Source organism: Kitasatospora sp. NPDC001660, from assembly GCF_053596725.1.
Window position 1 is genome coordinate 41958 of sequence record NZ_JBSFGU010000013.1, and the last position, 20835, is coordinate 62792.

15 protein-coding genes are annotated in these 20835 nt (G+C 75.0%); 5 read left to right on the top strand and 10 right to left on the bottom strand.

All coding sequences use genetic code 11. From position 1 onward, the window contains the following. Window positions 1-47: 47 nt before the first annotated feature. Window positions 48-1625, bottom strand: a complete 1578-nt coding sequence (gene purH / locus ACWCXH_RS16510; RefSeq protein WP_449802136.1) for a bifunctional phosphoribosylaminoimidazolecarboxamide formyltransferase/IMP cyclohydrolase — start codon at window positions 1623-1625, stop codon at window positions 48-50. Between the two features lie 96 nt (window positions 1626-1721). Continuing rightward, window positions 1722-2387, bottom strand: a complete 666-nt coding sequence (purN, locus tag ACWCXH_RS16515) for a phosphoribosylglycinamide formyltransferase (protein ID WP_449802137.1) — start codon at window positions 2385-2387, stop codon at window positions 1722-1724. A gap of 324 nt (window positions 2388-2711) precedes the next feature. On the opposite strand from purN, the gene ACWCXH_RS16520 reads away from it, so the two are divergent. After that, entirely contained in the window at window positions 2712-3296 is a 585-nt protein-coding gene (locus ACWCXH_RS16520; protein ID WP_449802138.1) for a hypothetical protein, read from the top strand. Window positions 3297-3299: 3 nt separating this feature from the next. Here the strand turns inward: ACWCXH_RS16520 and ACWCXH_RS16525 are convergent, their stop codons facing one another. Further along, window positions 3300-4784, bottom strand: coding sequence for a cell division protein PerM (locus tag ACWCXH_RS16525; protein WP_449802139.1), 1485 nt, complete (start codon window positions 4782-4784; stop codon window positions 3300-3302). Between the two features lie 133 nt (window positions 4785-4917). Between ACWCXH_RS16525 and ACWCXH_RS16530 the strand changes: the two genes are divergently transcribed. Continuing rightward, window positions 4918-6285, top strand: a complete 1368-nt coding sequence (locus tag ACWCXH_RS16530) for an RNA polymerase sigma factor (RefSeq protein WP_449802140.1) — start codon at window positions 4918-4920, stop codon at window positions 6283-6285. 61 nt (window positions 6286-6346) lie between these two features. On the opposite strand, the gene sucD is transcribed toward ACWCXH_RS16530, so the two are convergent. The 5 genes from sucD to ACWCXH_RS16555 form a co-directional block, all read right to left on the bottom strand. Next, on the bottom strand, window positions 6347-7231 hold the full coding sequence (gene sucD, locus ACWCXH_RS16535; RefSeq protein ID WP_449802141.1) for a succinate--CoA ligase subunit alpha: 885 nt from the start codon (window positions 7229-7231) through the stop codon (window positions 6347-6349). A gap of 19 nt (window positions 7232-7250) precedes the next feature. Continuing rightward, window positions 7251-8423, bottom strand: coding sequence for an ADP-forming succinate--CoA ligase subunit beta (gene sucC / locus ACWCXH_RS16540; RefSeq protein ID WP_449802142.1), 1173 nt, complete (start codon window positions 8421-8423; stop codon window positions 7251-7253). 315 nt (window positions 8424-8738) lie between these two features. After that, a complete protein-coding gene (locus ACWCXH_RS16545; RefSeq protein WP_449802143.1) occupies window positions 8739-9902 on the bottom strand; it encodes a VWA domain-containing protein in 1164 nt (387 codons plus the stop codon). A gap of 77 nt (window positions 9903-9979) precedes the next feature. Further along, window positions 9980-12307 carry a DUF5682 family protein gene (locus tag ACWCXH_RS16550; RefSeq protein WP_449802144.1) on the bottom strand — a complete coding sequence of 776 codons (2328 nt, stop codon included), beginning with the start codon at window positions 12305-12307 and terminating at the stop codon, window positions 9980-9982. Then, a complete protein-coding gene (locus tag ACWCXH_RS16555; protein ID WP_449802145.1) occupies window positions 12304-13386 on the bottom strand; it encodes an ATP-binding protein in 1083 nt (360 codons plus the stop codon). The genes ACWCXH_RS16550 and ACWCXH_RS16555 overlap by 4 nt, the downstream gene beginning before the upstream one ends. 144 nt (window positions 13387-13530) lie before the next feature. Here ACWCXH_RS16555 and ACWCXH_RS16560 point away from each other — a divergent pair, with 144 nt between their 5' ends. Both ACWCXH_RS16560 and ACWCXH_RS16565 read left to right on the top strand, forming a co-directional pair. Further along, window positions 13531-14859, top strand: coding sequence for an SWIM zinc finger family protein (locus tag ACWCXH_RS16560; RefSeq protein ID WP_449802146.1), 1329 nt, complete (start codon window positions 13531-13533; stop codon window positions 14857-14859). 152 nt (window positions 14860-15011) lie between these two features. Beyond that, a complete protein-coding gene (locus ACWCXH_RS16565; RefSeq protein WP_449802147.1) occupies window positions 15012-16601 on the top strand; it encodes a DUF5691 domain-containing protein in 1590 nt (529 codons plus the stop codon). 49 nt (window positions 16602-16650) lie between these two features. Here the strand turns inward: ACWCXH_RS16565 and ACWCXH_RS16570 are convergent, their stop codons facing one another. Continuing rightward, entirely contained in the window at window positions 16651-17058 is a 408-nt protein-coding gene (locus tag ACWCXH_RS16570; protein ID WP_153460947.1) for a cobalamin B12-binding domain-containing protein, read from the bottom strand. A 318-nt stretch (window positions 17059-17376) separates the two neighbouring features. Here ACWCXH_RS16570 and ACWCXH_RS16575 point away from each other — a divergent pair, with 318 nt between their 5' ends. Then, window positions 17377-18162, top strand: a complete 786-nt coding sequence (locus ACWCXH_RS16575) for a M23 family metallopeptidase (RefSeq protein WP_449802148.1) — start codon at window positions 17377-17379, stop codon at window positions 18160-18162. Window positions 18163-18166: 4 nt separating this feature from the next. Here ACWCXH_RS16575 and pcrA read toward each other — a convergent pair whose 3' ends face one another. Next, entirely contained in the window at window positions 18167-20782 is a 2616-nt protein-coding gene (gene pcrA / locus ACWCXH_RS16580) for a DNA helicase PcrA (RefSeq protein ID WP_449802149.1), read from the bottom strand. Window positions 20783-20835 lie beyond the last annotated feature (53 nt).

Sequence of the window (20835 nt, forward strand, 5' to 3'; positions counted from 1 at the left end):
TCACACCGTCATGCCGTCACCCGGCCCGAGGACCGGTGGACGGGAGATCAGTGGAAGAAGTGCCGGGCGCCGGTGAAGTACATCGTGACGCCCGCACCGGCGGCGGCCTCGATGACCTCCGCGTCGCGGATCGAACCGCCCGGCTGGACGATCGCCCGGACGCCAGCGGCGATCAGGATCTCCGGACCGTCCGGGAACGGGAAGAAGGCGTCCGAGGCCGCGTACGAGCCCTTGGCCCGCTCGCCGGCCCGCTCGACCGCGAGCTTGCACGAGTCCACGCGGTTGACCTGACCCATGCCGACGCCGACCGAGGCGCCGTCCTTGGCCAGCAGGATCGCGTTGGACTTGACGGCCCGGCAGGCCCGCCAGGCGAAGGCCAGCTCGGCCAGCTCCGCCTCGGACAGCGCCTCGCCGGTGGCCAGCGTCCAGTTCGCCGGGTCGTCGCCCTCGGCCTGGACCCGGTCGGCGTCCTGGAGCAGCACGCCGCCGGAGATCGGGCGCACCTCCTGGCGGTTGACCGGCGCCTCGGGGGCGAGCAGCACGCGAAGGTTCTTCTTGCGGGCCAGGACCTCGACCGCGCCCTCCTCGTAACCGGGGGCCACGACGACCTCGGTGAAGATCGGGGCGATCTGCTCGGCCAGCTCGACGGTGACCGGGCGGTTGACCGCGATCACGCCGCCGTACGCGGAGACCGGGTCGCACTCGTGCGCCTTGCGGTGCGCCTCGACGACGTCGGCGCCGGTCGCGATGCCGCACGGGTTGGCGTGCTTGATGATCGCGACGGCCGGCTCGGCGTGGTCGTACGCGGCACGGCGGGCGGCGTCGGTGTCGACGTAGTTGTTGTACGACATCTCCTTGCCGTGCAGCTGCTGCGCGCCGGCCAGGCCGCCCGTGCCGTCGGTGTACAGCGCGGCGCCCTGGTGCGGGTTCTCGCCGTAGCGCAGCACGTTCTGCCTCTCCCAGGTGGCGCCCAGGAACTCCGGGAAACGCTCGTCGCTCGGGGCGTAGCCGGCCTCGAACCAGGAGGCGACGGCCACGTCGTAGGCGGCGGTGTGGGCGAACGCGGCACCGGCCAGGCGCTTGCGGGTGGCCAGGTCGAAACCGCCCTCGCGGACGGCCGTCAGCACGTCGCCGTAGCGGGCCGGGTCGACCACGACGGCCACCGACGGGTGGTTCTTGGCGGCGGCGCGGACCATGCTCGGGCCGCCGATGTCGATCTGCTCGACGCACTCGTCCGGGGTGGCACCGGAGGCGACGGTGGCCTTGAACGGGTAGAGGTTCACGACGACCAGGTCGAACGGCTCGATGCCCAGCTCGGCCAGCTGCGCCCGGTGCGACTCCAGGCGCAGGTCGGCGAGCACGCCGGCGTGCACGCGGGGGTGCAGCGTCTTCACGCGCCCGTCCAGGCACTCCGGGAAGCCGGTCAGCTCGGAGACCTCGGTCACCGGGACGCCGGCGGCGGCGATCCGGCCGGCGGTGGAGCCGGTGGAGACGATGGCGACCCCGGCGCCGTGCAGGCCCTGGGCCAGCTCCTCCAGACCGGTCTTGTCGTACACGCTGATCAGCGCGCGACGGATCGGACGGATGTTCTCCGAAACGGGGGGCGTGGTGGAGCCGGCACTCATGCTCCCACCTCGCTGCGCTCGGCGGGCGTTGCGCGCCAGGCACCTTCCTCGACGACTCTCCCCCAGCCTCCGGCCGGGGGGACCCCCATGCTGCGCTCACTCATGTGCCGGAATCCATACCTTTCGGTCCTCGATGCGGTGACCCTCGCGGGCCAGCCGGCCCACGACGTCGACGAGCAGCTTGCGCTCGACAGTCTTGATGCGCTCGTGCAGCGCTTCGCCGCCATCGGCGTGGTCGGCGTCGGCGACCTCGACGACGCCCTGCGCGATGATCGGCCCGGTGTCCACCCCGGCGTCGACCAGGTGGACGGTGCAGCCGGTGACCTTGACCCCGTACGCGAGCGCGTCGGTGACGCCGTGGGCGCCGGGGAAGGACGGCAGCAGTGCGGGATGGGTGTTGACGATCCGTCCCGCGAAGGCCGCGATGAACTCGGGGCCGAGGATCTTCATGAAGCCGGCCGTGACGACCAGGTCCGGCTCGTGGGCGGCGACCGAGGCGGTCAGCGCGCGGTCCCAGTCGGCGCGGTCCGGGAAGTCCTTCACCCGGTGGACGAAGGTCGCCAGGCCCGCCCTCTGCGCACGCTCCAGGCCGGCGGTGCCGTCGCGGTCCGCACCCACGGCGAGGATCTCGGCCCCGTAGGCCGGATCGGCGACGGCGTCGATCAGCGCCTGGAGGTTGGTGCCCGAGCCGGAGACCAGCACCACCAGGCGGGCCGGTCCGGGCGTACGGGGCGGGAAGAGCTGGGCGGGGGCGGCGGCCACTGCGCGATTCTCCGTAGGTCGGGCGCCGCCCGCTGGTACGTCCACCGGCGGTGGGGCCACTACGAACGGCAGGTCGAGCGAGGGGGAACACCAGGACAACCCGCCGCGACGCGGGCCCCCGGGAACCGATGTGAGCTGCTGACCGTCACCACGATAACGGCTGGTCGGACGGCCTCCGAACGCTCCGGGCGGGGCTACGCGCGTAGTTGAGACGGGGATCTCCCCGCGGGCGGCGCGGCAGGCCACCGGGGGGCCGTCGGACCGCTGCGGGATCATAGGGGGCGCGGGCACCCGCCCCACCGATCGAGAAGGAATGGCCGAACCATGAGCAGCGGTGACGACACCGGCGAACGCAACCCCTTCGCGCCGCCGCCGGCGGATGCCCCGGACCAGCCGTGGCAGCCGCGCACTCCCCGGCCCGGCGACGGTGGCGACCACCCCGGCGGCGAGGGCCCCGGCCGGCCCGGCGGCGACGGCTGGCAGCCTCGCCCGCCGGCCCCGCAGCCGCCCCGGCTCGACCCCACCGATCCGGCCCAGCGCAAGGCCCGCAACGCGGCACTCGCCGGACTGTTCGCGCTGATCTGCGTGCTCGCCGGGTTCACCTGGGTCGCGCTGCTCGCCGGCGCGCTCGGCATCGTGTGGGGCATCGGCGCGATGCGCGCCCCCAGGCCGTCCACCGCCGTGGGCGTCGCGCCCGGTGGACCGAACCCGCTCACGCCGGCCGCGCTCGCCGGGGTGCTCACCGGCGCGATGACGGTCGTGGTCGCGTCCTCGGTGATCGGCCTCGGGCTCTACTACGACAACTACGTGACCTGCGTCCGCGACTCGCTGACGACGGTCGGCGCCGACAACTGCAGTCGGCTCGCGCCGCAGTGGTACGTCGACCTGGTCGGGAACGGCAGGAACTAGGGCCTACCGGCGTCGCGGCAGCCGGCCCGATCCGCGGGACACGCCTCGGCCCCCGTCCTCCCCGGCGCGTCCGCCCAACCACAGCACCGCGGCGTGCACGCCGGCGCGCAACTGCCAGCCGCTCCGGCGGGCGTGGCCGGCCAGGCCCGCGAGGACGCCCGGTGCCGCACCGGCCGGGCCCATCGCCCGGTACCGCACCAGCAGCGCCCCCGGCACCACCACCACGACGAACCAGCCGGCCGCGGCCAGACCCGCCCACCACGGCACCGGCCCCAGCCGGGCCATCCGGCCGCCCGCCAGCGCGCCACCGGACAGCCAGCCCAGCACGGCCGCCCCGGCGCCCGTCAGCAGCGCCGCCAGCACGGCCGCCACCGCCGTCGCGGCCGGGTGCCACGCACGCCGCGCCGCGGCCCGCCCGAGCAGCACCGCCGGGACCACCCCGGCCAGGACGGGGAGCACGAGCGCCGTCAGCCGCCAGCCGCCCGGGCCCGGCTCCGGGAGCAGCGCGAACAACGGGAAGTCCGGCACCGGCCCGAGCGCCGCGCCGCCCGGCGCCACCACCGTCCCCTCCCCCACGGCGAACCCCGGCCCCAGTGCGTACGCCGCACCCCACAGGACGGCGTTCGGGAACAGCACCACCGCCAGCAGCACCAGCCCCACCACGGCCGTCGACCCCCGGCCCAGCACGGCCATCCCCCGGCCGCCGCCGACCGTCGCGTCCGACACCGCCGCGACGGCGACCAGCACTCCGCCCGCCGCCACCAGCCCGGCACCGGCCGCGAGCGCCGAACGGCGGACGGCCTCCGCGCAGTCCGCCGGGCGGGCGCGCTCGGGAAGGCGGTCGAGGAGACGGTCGAGGAACGCGGCCCCGGACACATCGGGATCGCCGAGTTCGTAGGGCGCGTGGGACCCGTACGGCTCGTACGGCTCGTACGGCTCGTACGGCTCGTACGGCTCCACGGGCTCGCCGGCCTCACGCGTCGACCGGGCCCCGGCGCCGACCGCGAGCGCGGCCAGCAGGCCGACCACCAGGACGTCCGGCAGCACCCGGGTCCGGAACAGCCCCGCGCCCGCGCAGTGCACCACGACCGCGACCGCCACCCCGCAGTACCCCGCCCACACCGCCACCGGGCCGCCCCACCACGACCGCAGCCCCCGCCGCGCCGACACCCGGGCGCCTGCCCGGAACAGCTGAACCACCGGCAACACGGCGAGCAGCAAGGGAGTGACGGTCAGCGGCGCCCCCGCGTGCCCGCGCAGCAGCGGCGCGCCGTGCCCCAGCAGCCACAGCGCCCCCGCGAGCCGCGTCGCACCGGTCGCGCCGTTGTCCGCGTACGGCGTCGCCACCCACAGCCCGAGCACGGGCACCCCGACCACCGCGAGGCCGACCAGCGCCGTCCGCACCCCGGTCAGGAGGTCGGCCAGAGCGGGGCGACCGCCCAGTTCGCCCGGCACCTCCAGGATCGGACGGCCCATCAGCTGCGTCATGCGCCTCATGGTGCCAAGGCGACTCGCCATGCTCCGTGAAGCGGTAAACCGCCGTCGTGTCCCAGATTATTGGCTTATGCGCATTTTCAGACCCTGCCCCCAAAGCCGCCGGCGTCCCGGCCCGGAGCGTCTGATGACCACGCCACCGCGCACGCGGAAACTGACGTCCCGTGAGACCGGGGCCCTCGCCCACCTCGCCGCCGGCCACCCCCTCCCCCGCAGCGCCCGCGGCCGCCTCCGGCGGGCCATGAAGAAGCTGGGCGTCGCCACCGAGGCCGAGGCCGCGGCCCTCGCGAAGCACCTCCGCGAGGGCCCGGCCGAGCCGCTGTCAGCCGTCCGGCACATGTCCCGGACCGACGGCCGGACCGCGGCCGGCCAGGGACGGATCCCCGGAAGGCGCAGCGGGGACGACGCGGAGCAGCGGGCCGACGGGAGGCGGGCCGGCCCCGGGCCGCGGGTCGGCGGGCGCGACAACGCCGGCGCGGGGACGTTCGAGGAGCTGTACGAGAGCTCGCACGCGCGGCTCGTGCAGCAGGTGTTCCTGCTGACGGCGTGCCGGCACCGGGCGGCGCACTGTGTCCGGCGGGCGTTCGCGCAGGCGCGGCGCGGATGGGGCGCGGTGGCCGGGTCCGGGGATCCGGAGGGGTGGGTACGGGTGCGGGCGTGCGAGCTGGCGCTGTCGCCGTGGCACAGGAGCGGGCCGCGGCAGGCGCACGCGTGGCGGCTGCCGCACCGGCGGATCAGGGTGCGCCCGGCCGACGAGTCGCAGGCGGTGCTGCCGGACCACGACCGGCTGACCGACCGGGACCGGGCGCTGCTGAAGGCGCTGAAGCGGCTGTCCCGGCCGCAGCGGTGGGCGCTGGTGCTGCACGACGGGCTGGGGCTGCCGGCGGCGGCCGTGGCGGTGGAGGTGGAGTCGACGCTGGCGGCCGCGGAGGGGCGGGTGTGGGTGGCGCGGGCCTCGCTGGCGCAGTGGGTGCCCAACCTGGTGGGGTCGGATCCGGGGGCTCCGGGGTTCGCGGACCGGCTGAGCCGGCTGCTGCACGGGGCGGCGGTGCGGGGATGCCCGCAGCCGCACCGGCCGGCGGTGCCGGTGCTGCGGGCCCGGCACGGGCTGCGGAGCGCGGCGCTGACGGGGGCGGTGGCGCTGCTGATGGCGTCGTTGGGCGGGGCCGCGATGCTGACGCTGACGGGCGGCCGGCCGGCGGCGCTGTTCCGGGAACCGGAGTCGCCGGAGCCGTCCGTGTGCGTCCGGGCGCCGGACGCGGACGAGCCCAGGGCGCCGGTGGCGCTGGTGGCGCCGGGCCGGCCGCCCGGTGGGATCAGCAGCCTGTGGTGCAGCCCGACGCCGGGGCTGCCGGCGGTGGTGATGGATCCGCCGCCGCGGGCGGCCGCGCTGTGGCAGCTGCCGGCGGCGGCCCGGGAGGCGGGAGCCCCGCCGCCGCAGGGCCCGCCGAAGTGCGCCCGCTGGGCGCCGCTGCCCTGCACCCCGGCGCACTGACGAAACGGCGAGTGCCCCCGCCCGGCGAACCGGACGGGGGCACTCGTCAGCCGGGCAGGGGTCAGCCGGCGATGATCTCGCGCGCCAGGCGGGCGGTCTCGGACGGCGTCTTGCCGACCTTGACACCGGCGGCCTCGAGGGCCTCCTTCTTGGCCTGGGCGGTGCCCGAGGAGCCGGAGACGATGGCGCCGGCGTGGCCCATGGTCTTGCCCTCGGGGGCGGTGAAGCCCGCGACGTAGCCGACGACCGGCTTGGTCACGTGCTCCTTGATGTAGGCCGCGGCACGCTCCTCGGCGTCGCCACCGATCTCACCGATCATGACGATGATCTCGGTCTCCGGGTCCTCCTGGAAGGCCTTGAGGGCGTCGATGTGGGTGGTGCCGATGACCGGGTCACCGCCGATGCCCACGGCCGAGGAGAAGCCGATGTCGCGCAGCTCGTACATGAGCTGGTAGGTCAGGGTGCCGGACTTCGAGACCAGACCGATCTTGCCGGAGGTGGTGATGTCGGCCGGGATGATGCCGGCGTTCGACTGTCCGGGGCTGATCAGGCCGGGGCAGTTCGGACCGATGATGCGGGTCTTGTTGCCCTTGGAGCCGGCGTAGGCCCAGAAGGCGGCGGTGTCGTGCACCGGGACGCCCTCGGTGATGACGACGGCCAGGCCGATCTCGGCGTCGATGGCCTCGACGACGGCGTCCTTGGTGAACTTCGGCGGCACGAAGATGACGGTGACGTCGGCACCGGTCTCCTTCATGGCCTCGGCGACGGTGCCGAAGACGGGCACCTCGGTGCCGTCGACGTCGACCGTGGTGCCGGCCTTGCGCGGGTTGACACCGCCGACGATCTGGGTGCCGGAGGCGAGCATGCGGCGGGTGTGCTTCATGCCCTCGGAGCCGGTCATGCCCTGGACGATGACCTTGCTGTCCTTGGTAAGGAAGATAGCCATGGTGTGAAAGTCCCCTTCCTTACTTGTTGGCCAGCTCGGCGGCGCGGTCGGCGGCACCGTCCATGGTGTCCACCTGCTGGACCAGCGGGTGGTTGGCGTCGGTCAGGATCTTGCGACCCAGCTCGGCGTTGTTGCCGTCCAGGCGGACGACGAGCGGCTTGGTGACGTTCTCGCCCTTGCTCTCCAGGAGCGCGAGGGCCTGCACGATGCCGTTGGCGACCGCGTCGCAGGCGGTGATGCCGCCGAAGACGTTGACGAAGACGGACTTGACGTCCTCGTCGCCCAGGATGATCTCCAGGCCGTTGGCCATGACCTCGGCGGAGGCGCCACCGCCGATGTCGAGGAAGTTGGCGGGCTTGACGCCGCCGTGGTTCTCACCGGCGTAGGCGACCACGTCGAGGGTGCTCATGACGAGGCCCGCGCCGTTGCCGATGATGCCGACCTGGCCGTCGAGCTTGACGTAGTTCAGGCCCTTGGCCTTGGCGGCGGCCTCCAGCGGGTTGGCCGCGGCCTTGTCCTCCAGGGCCTCGTGCTCGGGCTGGCGGAACTCGGCGTTCTCGTCCAGGGAGACCTTGCCGTCGAGCGCGATGATCTTGCCGTCACCGGACTTGATCAGCGGGTTGACCTCGACGAGGAGGGCGTCCTCGGCGATGAAGACCTTCCACAGCTTCTGCAGGACCTCGGCGACCTGGTCGGCGACCTCGGCCGGGAACTTGGCCGCGGCGACGATCTCGGCGGCCTTCTCCGGGGTGCAGCCCTCGTTGGCGTCGACCGGGATCTTGGCGAGCGCGTCGGGGTTCTCCTCGGCGACGACCTCGATCTCCACGCCGCCCTCGACGCTGGCCATGGCCAGGAAGGTGCGGTTGGTGCGGTCCAGCAGGAACGAGACGTAGTACTCGTCCTTGATGTCGGCGGTCTGGGCCAGCATCACCTTGTGGACGGTGTGGCCCTTGATGTCCATGCCGAGGATCGCCTCGGCCTTGGCGACGGCGTCGGCCGGGTCGGCGGCGAGCTTCACGCCACCGGCCTTGCCACGGCCACCCACCTTCACCTGAGCCTTGACGACGGCGCGGCCGCCGAAGCGCTCGGCGATGGCGCGAGCCGCTTCGGGGGTCTCGATGACGTCGCCGTCAAGCACGGGCACGCCGTGCTTGGCGAAGAGGTCCCTCGCCTGGTACTCGAACAGGTCCACGTGTTTGTCCTTGTTCGTGGTCTCGGATTGTGTCTCTACGAGCGTGCCACGGCAGGATCTTCGCTGCGGGTCGTCGGGGCGGTGCGGGTACGCAGAGGTACGGCCTTGCGGCCCACACAGCCACGGGCGCACACGTCAATCAACACGCGCGTCACGTCCGTCTGGCAGGTTATCCCCGTGGGACGGGACTCTTTCGCCCGGGACCGGCCCGTCTTTGGTGAGAACCGTCACAGACAGCCTAGAGGGGCGTGACAAACGCCCGGTCCACCGGTCGGGCGGATTCGCGCGTCCGGGTGAATCCACCCGCCCTGCTGGTCAGGCCCCCTGGTCGGGGACGGGTACCGGCCGCTTCTCGATCGCCGCCGCCATGATCTCCGGGAACGCGTCGGGGGTGCAGGCGAAGGCCGGCGCGCCGAGAGCGGCCAGGGCGGCGGCGTGGGCGTGGTCGTACGCGGGGGCGCCCTCGTCGGAGAGCGCGAGCAGGGCGACGAACTGGACGCCGGCCGCCTTCATCGCGGCGACCCGCCGCAGCATCTCGTCCCGGATGCCCCCCTCGTAGAGGTCGCTGACCAGGACCACGATCGTCTCGGCCGGACGGGTGATCTTCGACTGGCAGTAGGCGAGAGCGCGGTTGATGTCGGTGCCGCCGCCGAGCTGGGTCGCGAAGAGGACGTCGATCGGGTCGGCGAGCTGTTCGGTGAGGTCGACCACCGAGGTGTCGAAGACGACCAGCCGGGTGTCGAGCGTGCGCATCGACGCGAGGACGGCGCCGAAGACGGCCGAGTGGACGACCGAGGCGGCCATCGAGCCTGACTGGTCGACGCAGAGGATGACGTCCTTCTTGACCGCACGCCGGGCACGGGCGTGGCCGACCAGCCGCTCGGGGACGACCGTGCCGTGCTCGGGCAGGAAGTTCTTCAGGTTGGCCCGGATGGTGCGGTCCCAGTCGATGTCGCGGTGGCGCGGCCGGTTCACCCGGGCGCTGCGGTCGAGGGCTCCGCCCAGGGCGGCCCTGGTCCGGTCGGCGAGCCGGCGCTCCAGGTCGGCCACGACCCGGCCGACGACGGCGCGGGCCGTCTCCCGGGTGGTCTCCGGCAGGGCGTGCCTGAGCGAGAGCAGGGTGCCGACGAGGTGGACGTCCGGCTCGACGGCGGCGAGCATCTCGGGCTCCAGCAGAAGCCGGTCCAGGCCGAGCCGGGTGATCGCGTCCTGCTGCATCAGCTGCACGACGGTGGTCGGGAAGTAGCTGCGGATGTCGCCGAGCCAGCGGGCCACCTGCGGGGCCGAGCCGCCGAGCCCGGCGCCGCGGCGGCCGCCGCGGCCGGGCCGACCGGCCTCCTCGGGAGCGGCCCGGTAGAGCGCGGCGAGCGCGCCGTCCATCGCGGCGTCGCGGCCGCGCAGGGTGCAGCCGGTGCCGTCGGCCTCGCCGCCGAGCACCAGGCGCCACCGGCGGAGGCGTTCGTCGGTCGCGGTCGTCATGCGCTCCTCCTTCTTCAGGGGCTTCTTCAGGGGCTTCTTCAACGGCCTCTTCAGGGGACCTCTTCAGAGGCTGGGACTCAGGTGTTGCGGTCGGCGGCCTGCCGGGGGATGAACGGGCGGACGCCGAGCAGCAGGGCCACCACCGGCACGGCGGCGTCGGCCCGGGCTCGGTCGAGCTCGCCGCCGGCGGGCTCGCCGGGCGGTTCGGCATCGAGCGGGCCGGCCGCGACCCGGGCGCCGACGGTGCTGCGGACGCCCGCCTCCAGACCGCTGAAGGTGCGGCGCAGCAGCGGCAGGACGTCGGTGAAGGTCGTGCCGCAGACGCCGGTCAGCCACTCGTCGAGCAGCGCGAGCAGCCGGGGGTCGTGCAGCAGCAGGGCGCCGCCGCCGGTGAGCAGGCCCTCGATCCAACCGGCTGCGTCCGCCGGGGCGTTGGCCGCGGAGAGGACCAGGCGCAGGCGGCGGCCGGCCTCGTCGGAGTCGAGCCGCCCATCGTCCAGCAGAAGCCGGACGGCACGCCCGCGCAACAGACCGGGGGCTCCGGTGGCCGGGCCGCCGGCGGGCTCGCGGCGGGCCAGCGCGTGCAGGGCGGCGGCCCAGCGGTCGGCGAGGCCGTTCGGGGTGCCGTCCGTACCGGCCGGCCCGGCGAGCAGGCCGATCGCGCCGTGCACCTCGTCGAGCCGGCCGCGCATGGCCGCCGCGCTCTCGGCGTCCAGGCCGACGCAGGCGGGCGGCAGGCCGACGCAGATGCGGTCGGCCAGGCCGGTGGCGGCCTCGCCGAGCGCGCCGTGGTCGGTGCCGCGCACGTCGCCGTAGCGCAGCGCGCGGACGAGGGCGGGCAGGGCGCCGGCCAGGTGGGCGACGTCCGTGTCGAGGGCGGCGCAGTCGGCGAGCACCCGCATGACGGCCGGCAGGGCGGCGGACAGGCCCGCCAGCAGGCAGGTCTCCACCAGGCCGGTGAGCTCGGCGAGTTCGGTGGCCGCGCGGGCGGCGGCGACGGCCTTGGCGGTGGCCGCGCCCTCGACGGTGGTGCCCCACTGGGCGGCCTCGGCGATCCGGACCGCGAACTCGGGCTGCCAGCACAGCCGCCAGCTCTCCCGGAAGGTGCCGGTCGAGGCGACGGCGGAGCGCGCGGGCACGCCCCAGTCGATGCCGAGCAGCCGCAGCCGGTGCAGCAGGCGGGAGCGGGCGGCGTCGGTGTCCCTGCGCAGGTCGAGGTCGAGGTCCCGGGACGCGGCCGCGGGCTTGAGGCGCAGCGTGCGCTGGAGCCGGGCGAGGTCGCGCTGGAGCGGCACCGCCGGTGCGGCGTCCGGGACTTCGCCGAGGACGTCGCCGATCACCAGGCGGTCGCGGACCAGCTCCAGCGCGACGTCGGAGCCGTCGCACATGACCGCGCGAACGGCGTCCAGCGTCTCGGTGAGCCCGGCCAGCGGGCGGCCGCGCAGGGCCGCCAGGGCCTCGGCGAGCCGGACCGACTCGATGACGTGCGCGGAGGAGACCGGGTGGTCCTCGGCCCGGAGCAGGTCGGCGGCCCGGGCGAGCCAGTGCGGCACCGGATCGCCCGCGGCGGCGTGCAGGTGGTGGTACCAGCCGGGCGACTCGATGCCCGCGCCGTAGCCGGCGGACCGGGTGAGCCTGCGGTGCGTCCAGGGCACCCAGGTGATGTCCGTCCTGGTCTTCTTCGGCAGCTGCGCGAGCAGCGCCCGGTCGTGGGCGACGGTCGGCAGGTCGGCGAGCGCGGGCACGTGGAAGGCCCCGCAGACGACGGCGATCCGCCGGTGCCCGGCCCGCCGGGCGGCGCGGATCTGCTGCCGCATGTACGCCTCGCGCAGGAGGTCCCGGCGGGACTCGCCGAGGCCCTCCGCGCGCAGTGCCGCCATCGCCTCGGCGACGGCCGCGAACGGCGCCAGGGCGTCCGCGCCGGGCGCGCGGTGCTCGACCACGTCCTCCCACCAGCGCTCCGGGTCGTCGTGGCCGGCGGCCTCGGCGAGCAGGGCGATCGGGTCGGCCACGGGCTCGGCGGACTCGGGCCCGGCGGTCTCGGGTGCGTCGCCGGCCTCGGGCCCGTCGACGGCGTGGTCGGCGAAGCCGTACGCGGCGGGCAGGTCGATGAAGCGCGCCGGCACCCCCCGCTCCACCGCGTACCGGATCGCCACCCACTCGGGGGAGAACGCGGCGTACGGCCAGAACGCGGCCCGCGCCGGGTCGTCCACCGCGTGGGCGAGCAGCGCGACCGGCGGCACCATGTCCTTCTCGGCGGCCAGCCCGACGATGCCGTCGGCCTCGGGCGGGCCTTCGACCAGCACCGCGTCCGGCGCCAGCCGCGCGAGCGCGGCGGCCACGGCCCGGGCCGAGCCGGGGCCGTGGTGACGGATGCCGAGCAGGGTCACGTCCCGGGTGGTCATCCGTTCACCTCGCGGGCGGCGCGGTAGAAGTCCTTCCAGCCGTCGCGCTCGCGCACCACCCCTTCGACGTACTCGCGCCACACCGCCCGGTCCGCGACCGGGTCACGGACGACGGCCCCGAGGATGCCCGCCGTCACGTCCGCGGCGCGCAGCACGCCGTCGCCGAAGTGGGCGGCCAGGGCGAGGCCGTTGGTGACCACCGAGATCGCCTCGGCGGTGGAGAGCGTGCCGCTCGGCGTCTTGACCTTCGTCCGGCCGTCGGCCGTGATCCCGGCGCGCAGTTCGCGGAAGACCGTGACGACCCGCCTGATCTCCTCGGCGCCGCCGGGCAGTTCGGGCAGCTCCAGGGAGCGGCCGAGCTGGTTCACCCGGCGGGTGACGATGTCGACCTCCTCCTCCAGCGAGGCCGGAAGCGGCAGCACGACGGTGTTGAACCGGCGCCGCAGCGCGCTGGACAGCTCGTTGACGCCGCGGTCGCGGTCGTTCGCGGTGGCGATCACGTTGAAGCCCCGGACGGCCTGCGTCTCGGTGCCCAACTCCGGTACCGGCAGCGTCTTCTCGGACAGGACGGTGATCAGGCTGTCCTGCACGTCGGCGGGGATCCGGGTCAGCTCCTCGATCCGGGCGAGCTTACCGTCCGCCATGGCCCGCATCAGCGGCGAGGGCACCAGGGCGTCCCGGCTGGGGCCGCGGGTGAGCAGCTGGGCGTAGTTCCAGCCGTACCGGACGGCCTCCTCCGGGGTGCCGGCGGTGCCCTGCACGAGCAGCTTGGAGTCGCCGCTGATCGCGGCGGCCAGGTGCTCGGACACCCAGGTCTTGGCGGTGCCGGGGACGCCGAGCAGGAGCAGCGCGCGGTCCGTCGCCAGGGTCGTGACGGCCACCTCCACGATGCGGCGCGGGCCGATGTACTTGGGTGTGATCCGGGTGCCGTCGGGCAGCTCGCCGCCGAGCAGGTACGTCGCCACGGCCCAGGGCGAGAGCTTCCAGCGCTCGGGGCGCGGACGGTCGTCCTGCGCGGCGAGGGCGGCCAGTTCACCGGCGAAGGCGTCCTCGGCGTGCTGCCGCAGAACGTCGGTCATGGTGGCTCCTTCGGGTCGGCCGCCGGACGCACGGGCGGCGGGCGGCGAGGTGATCGGGCCTGCGGGAACCACCCTGCACCGGGACACTGACACTCACCGGCCTGCCATGAGGGAGTGTCAGTGGTGCCGCCTACGGTCGGTGCCATGGAGGAACGCTGGAGCACCGAACACGTCCTGTCCCTGGCGCCCGACGCCGCGTCGCGGAAGGCGGCCGGCAAGCTCTCCACGCCCGCGCCCTGGTCGGCCCCGGGCACCGACGGCGCCGCGGTCTGGGGCGAATGCGAGGGCAGCGGCAGCACGCCGTACCGCACCGTGGTCGAACTCGCCACGCCCGCCTACCAGTGCAGCTGCCCGAGCCGGAAGTTCCCGTGCAAGCACGCGCTCGGACTCCTCCTGTTGTGGAGCGGCACCCCGCAGGCCGTCCCCGCCGCCGAGCCCGCCGACTGGGCGGCCGACTGGCTCACGGCCCGCCGCGAGCGCGCCGAGCAGCGCGCCGCGGCCCCCGCCGACGCCGTCCCCGCCGACCCGGCCGCCGCGCGCCGCCGGGCCGAGCGGCGCGGCGCCCGGGTGGCCGCCGGCGCGGCCGAGCTGCGGCTGCGGCTCGCCGACCGGATCCGGCACGGCCTGGCCGACCGGTCCACCGCCGGACCGTGGGAGGAGGTGGCCGCGCGGATGGTGGACGCCCAGGCGCCCGGCCTCGCCGCCCGGGTCCGCGAGCTCGACGGCCTCCCGCAGGAGCGGCTCCTGGAGGAGTACGCGATGCTCCACCTGCTCGCCACCGCCGCCACCCGGATCGAGGAGCTGCCCGCCGAACTGGCGGCGACGGTACGGACCCGGGTCGGCTACACCACCGACGCCGCCGACCTGCTCGCCGGCCCGACGGTCCGCGACCGCTGGCTCGTCCTCGGCAGCCGGACCGCACCGATGGACGGGGGCGCCGACGACCGGCTCACCTCCCGCCGGGTCTGGCTGCGCGGCGCCAAGACCGGCCGCCCGGCCCTGCTGCTCGCCTTCGGCCGCCCCGGTCTGGCCCCCGACCTCGCCCTGCCCACCGGCCACGTGCTGGAGGCCGAGCTCGCCTTCCACCCCGGCGCCCGCCCGCTGCGCGCCGCCCTCGGCACCCGTCACGGCGCCCCCGCGCCCGGTCCGGCGGCCCCGCCGGACGGCCTCTCCGTCGCCGAGGCGGTGGCCGGCTACGGCACCGCCGTCGCCGACGACCCGTGGCTGGACGCCTGGCCCACCGTCCTCGCCGGCGTCGTCCCGGTCCGCACCCCGGACGGCTGGCGCCTGACGGACGGCCACCACACCGTCCCCGTCCGCCCCTCGGCCGTCCCGGAGCCGGCCCTGTGGCGGCTCGCCGCCGTGTCCACCGGCCGCCCGCTCACCGTCTTCGGCGAGTACGGCCACCAGGGCTTCGCCCCGGTCACGGCCTGGGCCGGCGATCACCGCCCGATCGGCCTGACCACCGCCTAGGGGGGTGTCCTGTGGCTCGGGCCAGGATCCGTGACTCTCCCCCGGCCTGACGGCCGGGGAGGTGCCCCCGTCCTCCGCCTGCGATGCACGCACCCTGACGCCGCGGCCCTCCGACCTGAGCCACGAAACACCTCCCAGGAGCAACGAACATCATGACGACCACCCAGGATCCGTGGGAGACCCTCCACACCGCCGCCCTGCTCGGCACCGACCGCCGCGCGCTCCCGGACACCGCCCTGCCCCTCACCGAGTCCGTGGACCGGGACGACCCGGCCACCGCCCTGCTGGAGCTCGCCGCGCTCGCCACCGTCCGCCGCCGCGCGGGCGCCCTGCCCGTCCCGGCCGCGGAGCCGCCGGGGCCGCCGGCCCCCGAGGACGGCCGCCCCGAGCTGCCCCCGGCGGCGGCCCGCCGGCTCGCCGTCCTGCTCGCCGGCCGCGCCGGCGGCGCCACGGGCACCCTCGCCAACCTCACCGAGCTGCTGCCGCAGTGGCTCACCGCCGCCCGCGACCGGGGCCTGCGCCCGCCCGCCGCCCTGGTGCCCGCCCTGCTCGACGCCGCCCGCGCCCGCAGCGAACTGCGCCCGGACGGCGTCGCCCTGGCCGGGCCGCTCGGCCGCTGGCTGGCCCTGCAGAACCCGGACTGGCGCTACGTCCTGCGCACCACGGCGCCCGACGCGCCGCGGCAGCCCGCGGACGACCGCCCGTGGCACGAGGGCCTGTTCGCCGAGCGCGTCACCCACCTGACGTTGCTGCGCCGCCGCGACCCGGCGGCCGGCCTCGCCCTGCTGCGGAGCACGTGGCCGACCGAGCGCGCCGAGGACCGGCTGCTGTTCCTGGACGCCCTCCAGGACGGCCTCTCCGCCGAGGACGAGCCGTTCCTGGAGGCCGCCCTCGGCGACCGCAGCAAGAACGTCCGGGCGACGGCCGCCGAACTGCTCTCCACCCTCCCCGGCTCCGCGCTCGCCCGCCGGATGGCCGCCCGCGCCACCGCCGCCGTCCGGCTCGCCGAGCCGGGGACGCACCTGCTGGTCACCCCGCCCGCCGAGTGCGACGCGGCCATGCAGCGCGACGGCATACCCCCCAAGTCCCCGACCGGGCGCGGCGAACGGGCCTGGTGGTTCGGCGAGGTGGTCGCGGCGGCGCCACTGTCCGTCTGGCCGGGGACGACCGGGCTGACACCGGACCAGCTGCTCGCCCTGCGGGTCGGCGACAGCATCGACGAGACCAGCAGCAGCTGGGCCGACGACCTCCGCGAGGCCTGGGCCCGCGCCGCCGTCCGCCAGCACGACGCCGACTGGGCCCGCGCGCTGCTCGGCCCGGCGCCCGTCCCGCCCGTCCGCGGCGCCGGCCGGGCACGGGCGCCACGCGCCACCGGCGCGCCCGCCAAGCTGCTGTCCGTCCTGCCGCCCGCCGAACGGGCCGCCTGGACGGCCGCGTTCATCGAGGTGCACGGCCTGGGCGAGGCCTTCCAGCTGCTCGGCGCGTGCACCACACCGTGGACGCCACCGCTGTCCACCGCGGTCGTCACCGCGCTGTCCCGGGCCGCCGCCTCCGGGGCGTACCCGTGGAGCCACAGCGGCGTGCTCGGGATGACGGAGCGCGCGCTCGCCCCGGAGACGGCCGGCGCCGTCGAGGAACTGGCCGTCGGGGCCGCGCCGGACTCCGCGTGGTCCGAGACCTTCGCCCGCCTCGCCGGGACGCTCCGCTTCCGGGAGGCGATGCTCGCCGAGCTCGGGAACTGAGCAGCGGGCCGGCCCCCGAGGGGCCGGCCCGCTGCTGGAAGCCCGAAGTTCAGCCCGCCGCGCGGAGGTTGGCCTCGACCCAGGCCACGACGTCCCGGGTCGGCGTGCCCGGGGTGAAGATGTCCGCGACGCCCATCGCCTTCAGCTCCGCGATGTCCTCGTCCGGGATGATCCCGCCGCAGAACACCTTGATGTCCGCCGCGTCGCGCTCCTTCAGCAGCTCCAGCACCCGCGCGCACAGCGTCATGTGGGCGCCCGAGAGGATCGAGAGCCCGATGCCGTCCGCGTCCTCCTGGATCGCGGTGTCCACGACCTGCTCGGGCGTCTGGTGCAGCCCGGTGTAGATGACCTCCATGCCGGCGTCGCGCAGGGCGCGCGCGATGACCTTGGCGCCGCGGTCGTGACCGTCCAGCCCCGGCTTGGCCACCACCACACGGATCGGCCCTGACACACCCATCACTGCCTCCTGGACCTCGTCGTCCACCAACCCACCCGACCTCGTGGGCCGTGGGCGCGTTAACGGTCAATAACCAACCTGAGGGGAGGTTAGCGCCACCCGGGCCGGTTGGCCGTGCCACCCCTCAAGAGGAGGGCAAAATCACAGCCCCACCCCCTGCTACCAGTGGGTATACCCACCTCCGGCCAACCACACGGGCCTGCGCCCGGCCCCTTGACAACCGGAGGTTTTCCGGGGGCACCGGCCGTGCGGCTACAGTCACGCCTGTTTCCCCCCGCCCGACGACGTGACCGAGGCCCACCGAGGAGGCAGCCCCCGATGGCTCCCGACGCAGCCGCCCGTCCGACCCGTGCGGAGCTCCGCGTGACCGCCCGCCAACAGTCCCGCGCGCAGCGGCGCGGCGCCGCCAGGGCGGCCACCCGGGCCGCGCTGTTCCGGGTCGCGGTGCCGTCGGTGGCCGCGCTCGGGGTCGCCGCCGCCGCGGCGATCACGGTGGTGCAGGACGGAGCCGGCCGGGTGCCCCCGCAGGCGACGGCCGCCGATGCCCCGGACGGCGCCGCCATCACCGCCGAGGCCGCCGCCCAGCAGGCCGTCACGGTCGGCGGCGACCACGCCCAGGCCTCGCGCGGCGACGCCCGTCAGCCGCTGGCCGGCGCCCAGCCCACGGACGCCCCGACCGCCCAGCCCGCGCCACCGGCCGCCCCGCAGCCGAAGGTCGTCATGCCGGTCGCCCAGCACGGCCTCGGCGAGCTGTTCGGCGCGGCCGGCACCCACTGGGCCAACCGCCACACCGGCATCGACTTCCCGGTGGACGGCGGCTCCGAGGTCTACGCCGTCGCCGACGGCACGATCCGCACGCAGTGGAACCCGTTCTACGGCTACATGTCGATACTGAAGATGAACGACGGCACCGAGGCCTGGTTCTGCCACCTGCGCGGCTACAAGGTGCGCAAGGGCCCGGTGAAGCAGGGCGACGTCATCGCCTTCGTCGGCAGCAGCGGCAACAGCACCGGTCCGCACCTGCACTTCGAGATCCGGCCGCCGGGCAGCGGGCCGGTCGACCCGCTGCCGTGGTTCCTCTCGAACGGCCTGGACCCGCGCTAGCGGGCTAGAGCTTCTCCACCGGCGCGTAGCGGAGGAGCAGCTGCTTGCGGCCCTCCGAGCCGAAGTCCACCGTGGCCTGGGCGCGGTCGCCGGCACCGGTGACGGCGACCACCGTGCCCAGCCCGAAGGTGTCGTGGGTGACCCGGTCCCCGACCGCGAGCGAGACGGCCTCCCGCTCCACGAGCCTGCCCGAGCGCCGCGCCGACTGCCCCCAGCCCGCCTTCGGCGAGGCCGAGGAGGACGAGCCGGTCCGCGGACTCCCGCCCCCGGACGAGGACTTGCCCCACGAGGAGCCCGAGGAGAAGCCGCGCGCGGCCGGCGCCTGCGCCGCCCCCGTCCGCTTCCACTCCACCAGGTGCTCCGGGATCTCCTCCAGGAACCGCGAGGCCGGGTTGTACGCGGGCTGCCCCCACGCGCTGCGCAGCACCGAGCGGGTCAGGTAGAGCCGCTCGCGCGCCCGGGTCAGCCCGACGTAGGCGAGGCGGCGCTCCTCCTCCAGCTCCTTGACCTGGTTGAGCGCCCGCATGTGCGGGAAGATCCCGTCCTCCATGCCGGTCAGGAAGACCACCGGGAACTCCAGGCCCTTGGCGGTGTGCAGGGTCATCATCGTGATGACGCCCTGGCCCTCCTCGTCCTCATCGGGAATCTGGTCGGAGTCGGCGACCAGCGCGACCCGCTCCAGGAAGTCGGCCAGCGAGCCGACCGGCGGCGCGCCCTCCTCGCCGGCGTCCGGCCGCTCGCCCGGGTCCTGCTCGTACTCCAGGGCCACCGAGGCGAGCTCCTGCAGGTTCTCCACCCGGGTCTCGTCCTGCGGGTCGGTGGAGGCCTGGAGCTCGGCCAGGTAGCCGGTCTCCTCCAGGACGGCCTCCAGCACCGCCGCCGGGCCCGCGCCCGACGCGACGACCTGCCGCAGCCCGGCCATCAACGTGTTGAACTTCTTGACGGCGTTGGCCGAGCGCGCGGCCATCCCGTACGCCTCGTCGACCCGCAGCAGCGCCTGGGCGAAGGAGATCCGCTCCCGCGCGGCCAGCACGTCGATCATCGCCTCGGCCCGTTCGCCGATGCCGCGCTTGGGCACGTTGAGGATCCGGCGCAGCGGCACGGTGTCCTCGGGGTTGGAGAGCACCCGCAGGTACGCGAGGACGTCCCGGACCTCCTTGCGCTCGTAGAAGCGCACCCCGCCGACGACCTTGTACGGCAGTCCGACCCGGATGAACACCTCCTCGAACACCCGGGACTGGGCGTTGGTGCGGTAGAAGATCGCGACGTCGCCGGGCTTGGCCTCGCCCTTGTCGGTGAGCCGGTCGATCTCGTCGGCGATGAACTGGGCCTCGCCGTGCTCGTCGTCGGCGACGTAGCCGACGACCTTCTCGCCGTGCTCGCCGGCCGTCCAGAGCTTCTTCTCGCGCCGGTTGGCGTTGCGCTCGATGACGGCGTTGGCGGCGCTCAGGATCGTCTGCGTGGAGCGGTAGTTCTGCTCCAGCAGGATCGTCGTCGCGTTCGGGTAGTCCTCCTCGAACTGGAGGATGTTGCGGATGGTCGCGCCTCGGAAGGCATAGATCGACTGGTCCGCGTCACCGACGACGCACAGCTCGGCCGGCGGCACCTCGGCGAGCCGCCCGGCGGCCGGGTTCACCAGCTCCCCGTCCACGGTGCGCTTCGGGGCGCCGGCCACCGAGCCGCCGGTCAGCTCCCGGACGAGGGTGTACTGGGCGTGGTTGGTGTCCTGGTACTCGTCGACCAGGACGTGCCGGAAGCGCCGGCGGTAGTGCTCGGCGACGTCGGGGAAGGCCTGGAGCAGGTTCACCGTCGTCATGATGATGTCGTCGAAGTCGAGCGCGTTGGCCTCGCGCAGCCGCCGCTGGTAGAGCGCGTACGCCTCGGCGAGCTTCTTCTCCATCGGGTTGGCGGCCTGGTCGGCGAAGGTCTCCTCGTCGATCAGCTCGTTCTTGAGGTTGCTGACCTTCGCCGTGAAGGACTTCGGCGGGAACTGCTTCGGGTCCAGGTCGAGGTCACGGCAGACCAGCGACATCAGCCGCTGCGAGTCGGCCGAGTCGTAGATCGAGAAGCTGGAGGTGAAGCCCAGCACCTTGGACTCGCGGCGCAGGATCCGCACGCACGCGCTGTGGAAGGTGGACACCCACATCGCCCGGGCGCGCGGGCCGACCAGCTGCTCGACGCGCTCGCGCATCTCGCCGGCGGCCTTGTTGGTGAAGGTGATCGCCAGGATCTCGCCCGGCTGCACCCCACGGGCGCCGAGCAGGTGGGCGATGCGGTGGGTCAGCACCCGGGTCTTGCCGGAGCCGGCGCCGGCCACGATGAGCAGCGGCGAGCCGGCGTGCAGGACGGCGTCGCGCTGCGGGTCGTTCATGCCCTCCAGCAGCTGCGCCGGGTCGACGACGGTACGGGCGGCGCCGTTGCGGTACCAGGCGTCCCGCTCGGTCTCGGCCGCGTGGTCGGTCTGGAAGAGCCCCTCCGGGATGGCCTCCTCGTACGCGTCGTACGGGACGTCGTCCTCGAACGGCGGGGGCTCCTCGTCGAGGGGGGCGGCGGGCTGCTTCGACCCGGCGGCGGGGGCCTCGAAACCGGGGAGCGGGAGGTCGTCAAAGAGGCTACTCATGGCACTCCGAGTCTATGGCCCCGCACCGACAAGCCCGCCCGGCCCGGGCAGCC

What these genes read in the sequence shown, in the direction of transcription:
- purH (WP_449802136.1), bottom strand. Translation starts at nt 1,625, where the DNA reads ATGAGTGCCGGCTCCACCACGCCCCCCGTTTCGGAGAACATCCGTCCG.
- ACWCXH_RS16520 (WP_449802138.1), top strand. Translation starts at nt 2,712, where the DNA reads ATGAGCAGCGGTGACGACACCGGCGAACGCAACCCCTTCGCGCCGCCG.
- ACWCXH_RS16525 (WP_449802139.1), bottom strand. Translation starts at nt 4,784, where the DNA reads ATGACGCAGCTGATGGGCCGTCCGATCCTGGAGGTGCCGGGCGAACTG.
- ACWCXH_RS16530 (WP_449802140.1), top strand. Translation starts at nt 4,918, where the DNA reads ATGACCACGCCACCGCGCACGCGGAAACTGACGTCCCGTGAGACCGGG.
- sucD (WP_449802141.1), bottom strand. Translation starts at nt 7,231, where the DNA reads ATGGCTATCTTCCTTACCAAGGACAGCAAGGTCATCGTCCAGGGCATG.
- ACWCXH_RS16545 (WP_449802143.1), bottom strand. Translation starts at nt 9,902, where the DNA reads ATGACGACCGCGACCGACGAACGCCTCCGCCGGTGGCGCCTGGTGCTC.
- ACWCXH_RS16550 (WP_449802144.1), bottom strand. Translation starts at nt 12,307, where the DNA reads ATGACCACCCGGGACGTGACCCTGCTCGGCATCCGTCACCACGGCCCC.
- ACWCXH_RS16555 (WP_449802145.1), bottom strand. Translation starts at nt 13,386, where the DNA reads ATGACCGACGTTCTGCGGCAGCACGCCGAGGACGCCTTCGCCGGTGAA.
- ACWCXH_RS16560 (WP_449802146.1), top strand. Translation starts at nt 13,531, where the DNA reads ATGGAGGAACGCTGGAGCACCGAACACGTCCTGTCCCTGGCGCCCGAC.
- ACWCXH_RS16565 (WP_449802147.1), top strand. Translation starts at nt 15,012, where the DNA reads ATGACGACCACCCAGGATCCGTGGGAGACCCTCCACACCGCCGCCCTG.
- ACWCXH_RS16570 (WP_153460947.1), bottom strand. Translation starts at nt 17,058, where the DNA reads ATGGGTGTGTCAGGGCCGATCCGTGTGGTGGTGGCCAAGCCGGGGCTG.
- ACWCXH_RS16575 (WP_449802148.1), top strand. Translation starts at nt 17,377, where the DNA reads ATGGCTCCCGACGCAGCCGCCCGTCCGACCCGTGCGGAGCTCCGCGTG.
- pcrA (WP_449802149.1), bottom strand. Translation starts at nt 20,782, where the DNA reads ATGAGTAGCCTCTTTGACGACCTCCCGCTCCCCGGTTTCGAGGCCCCC.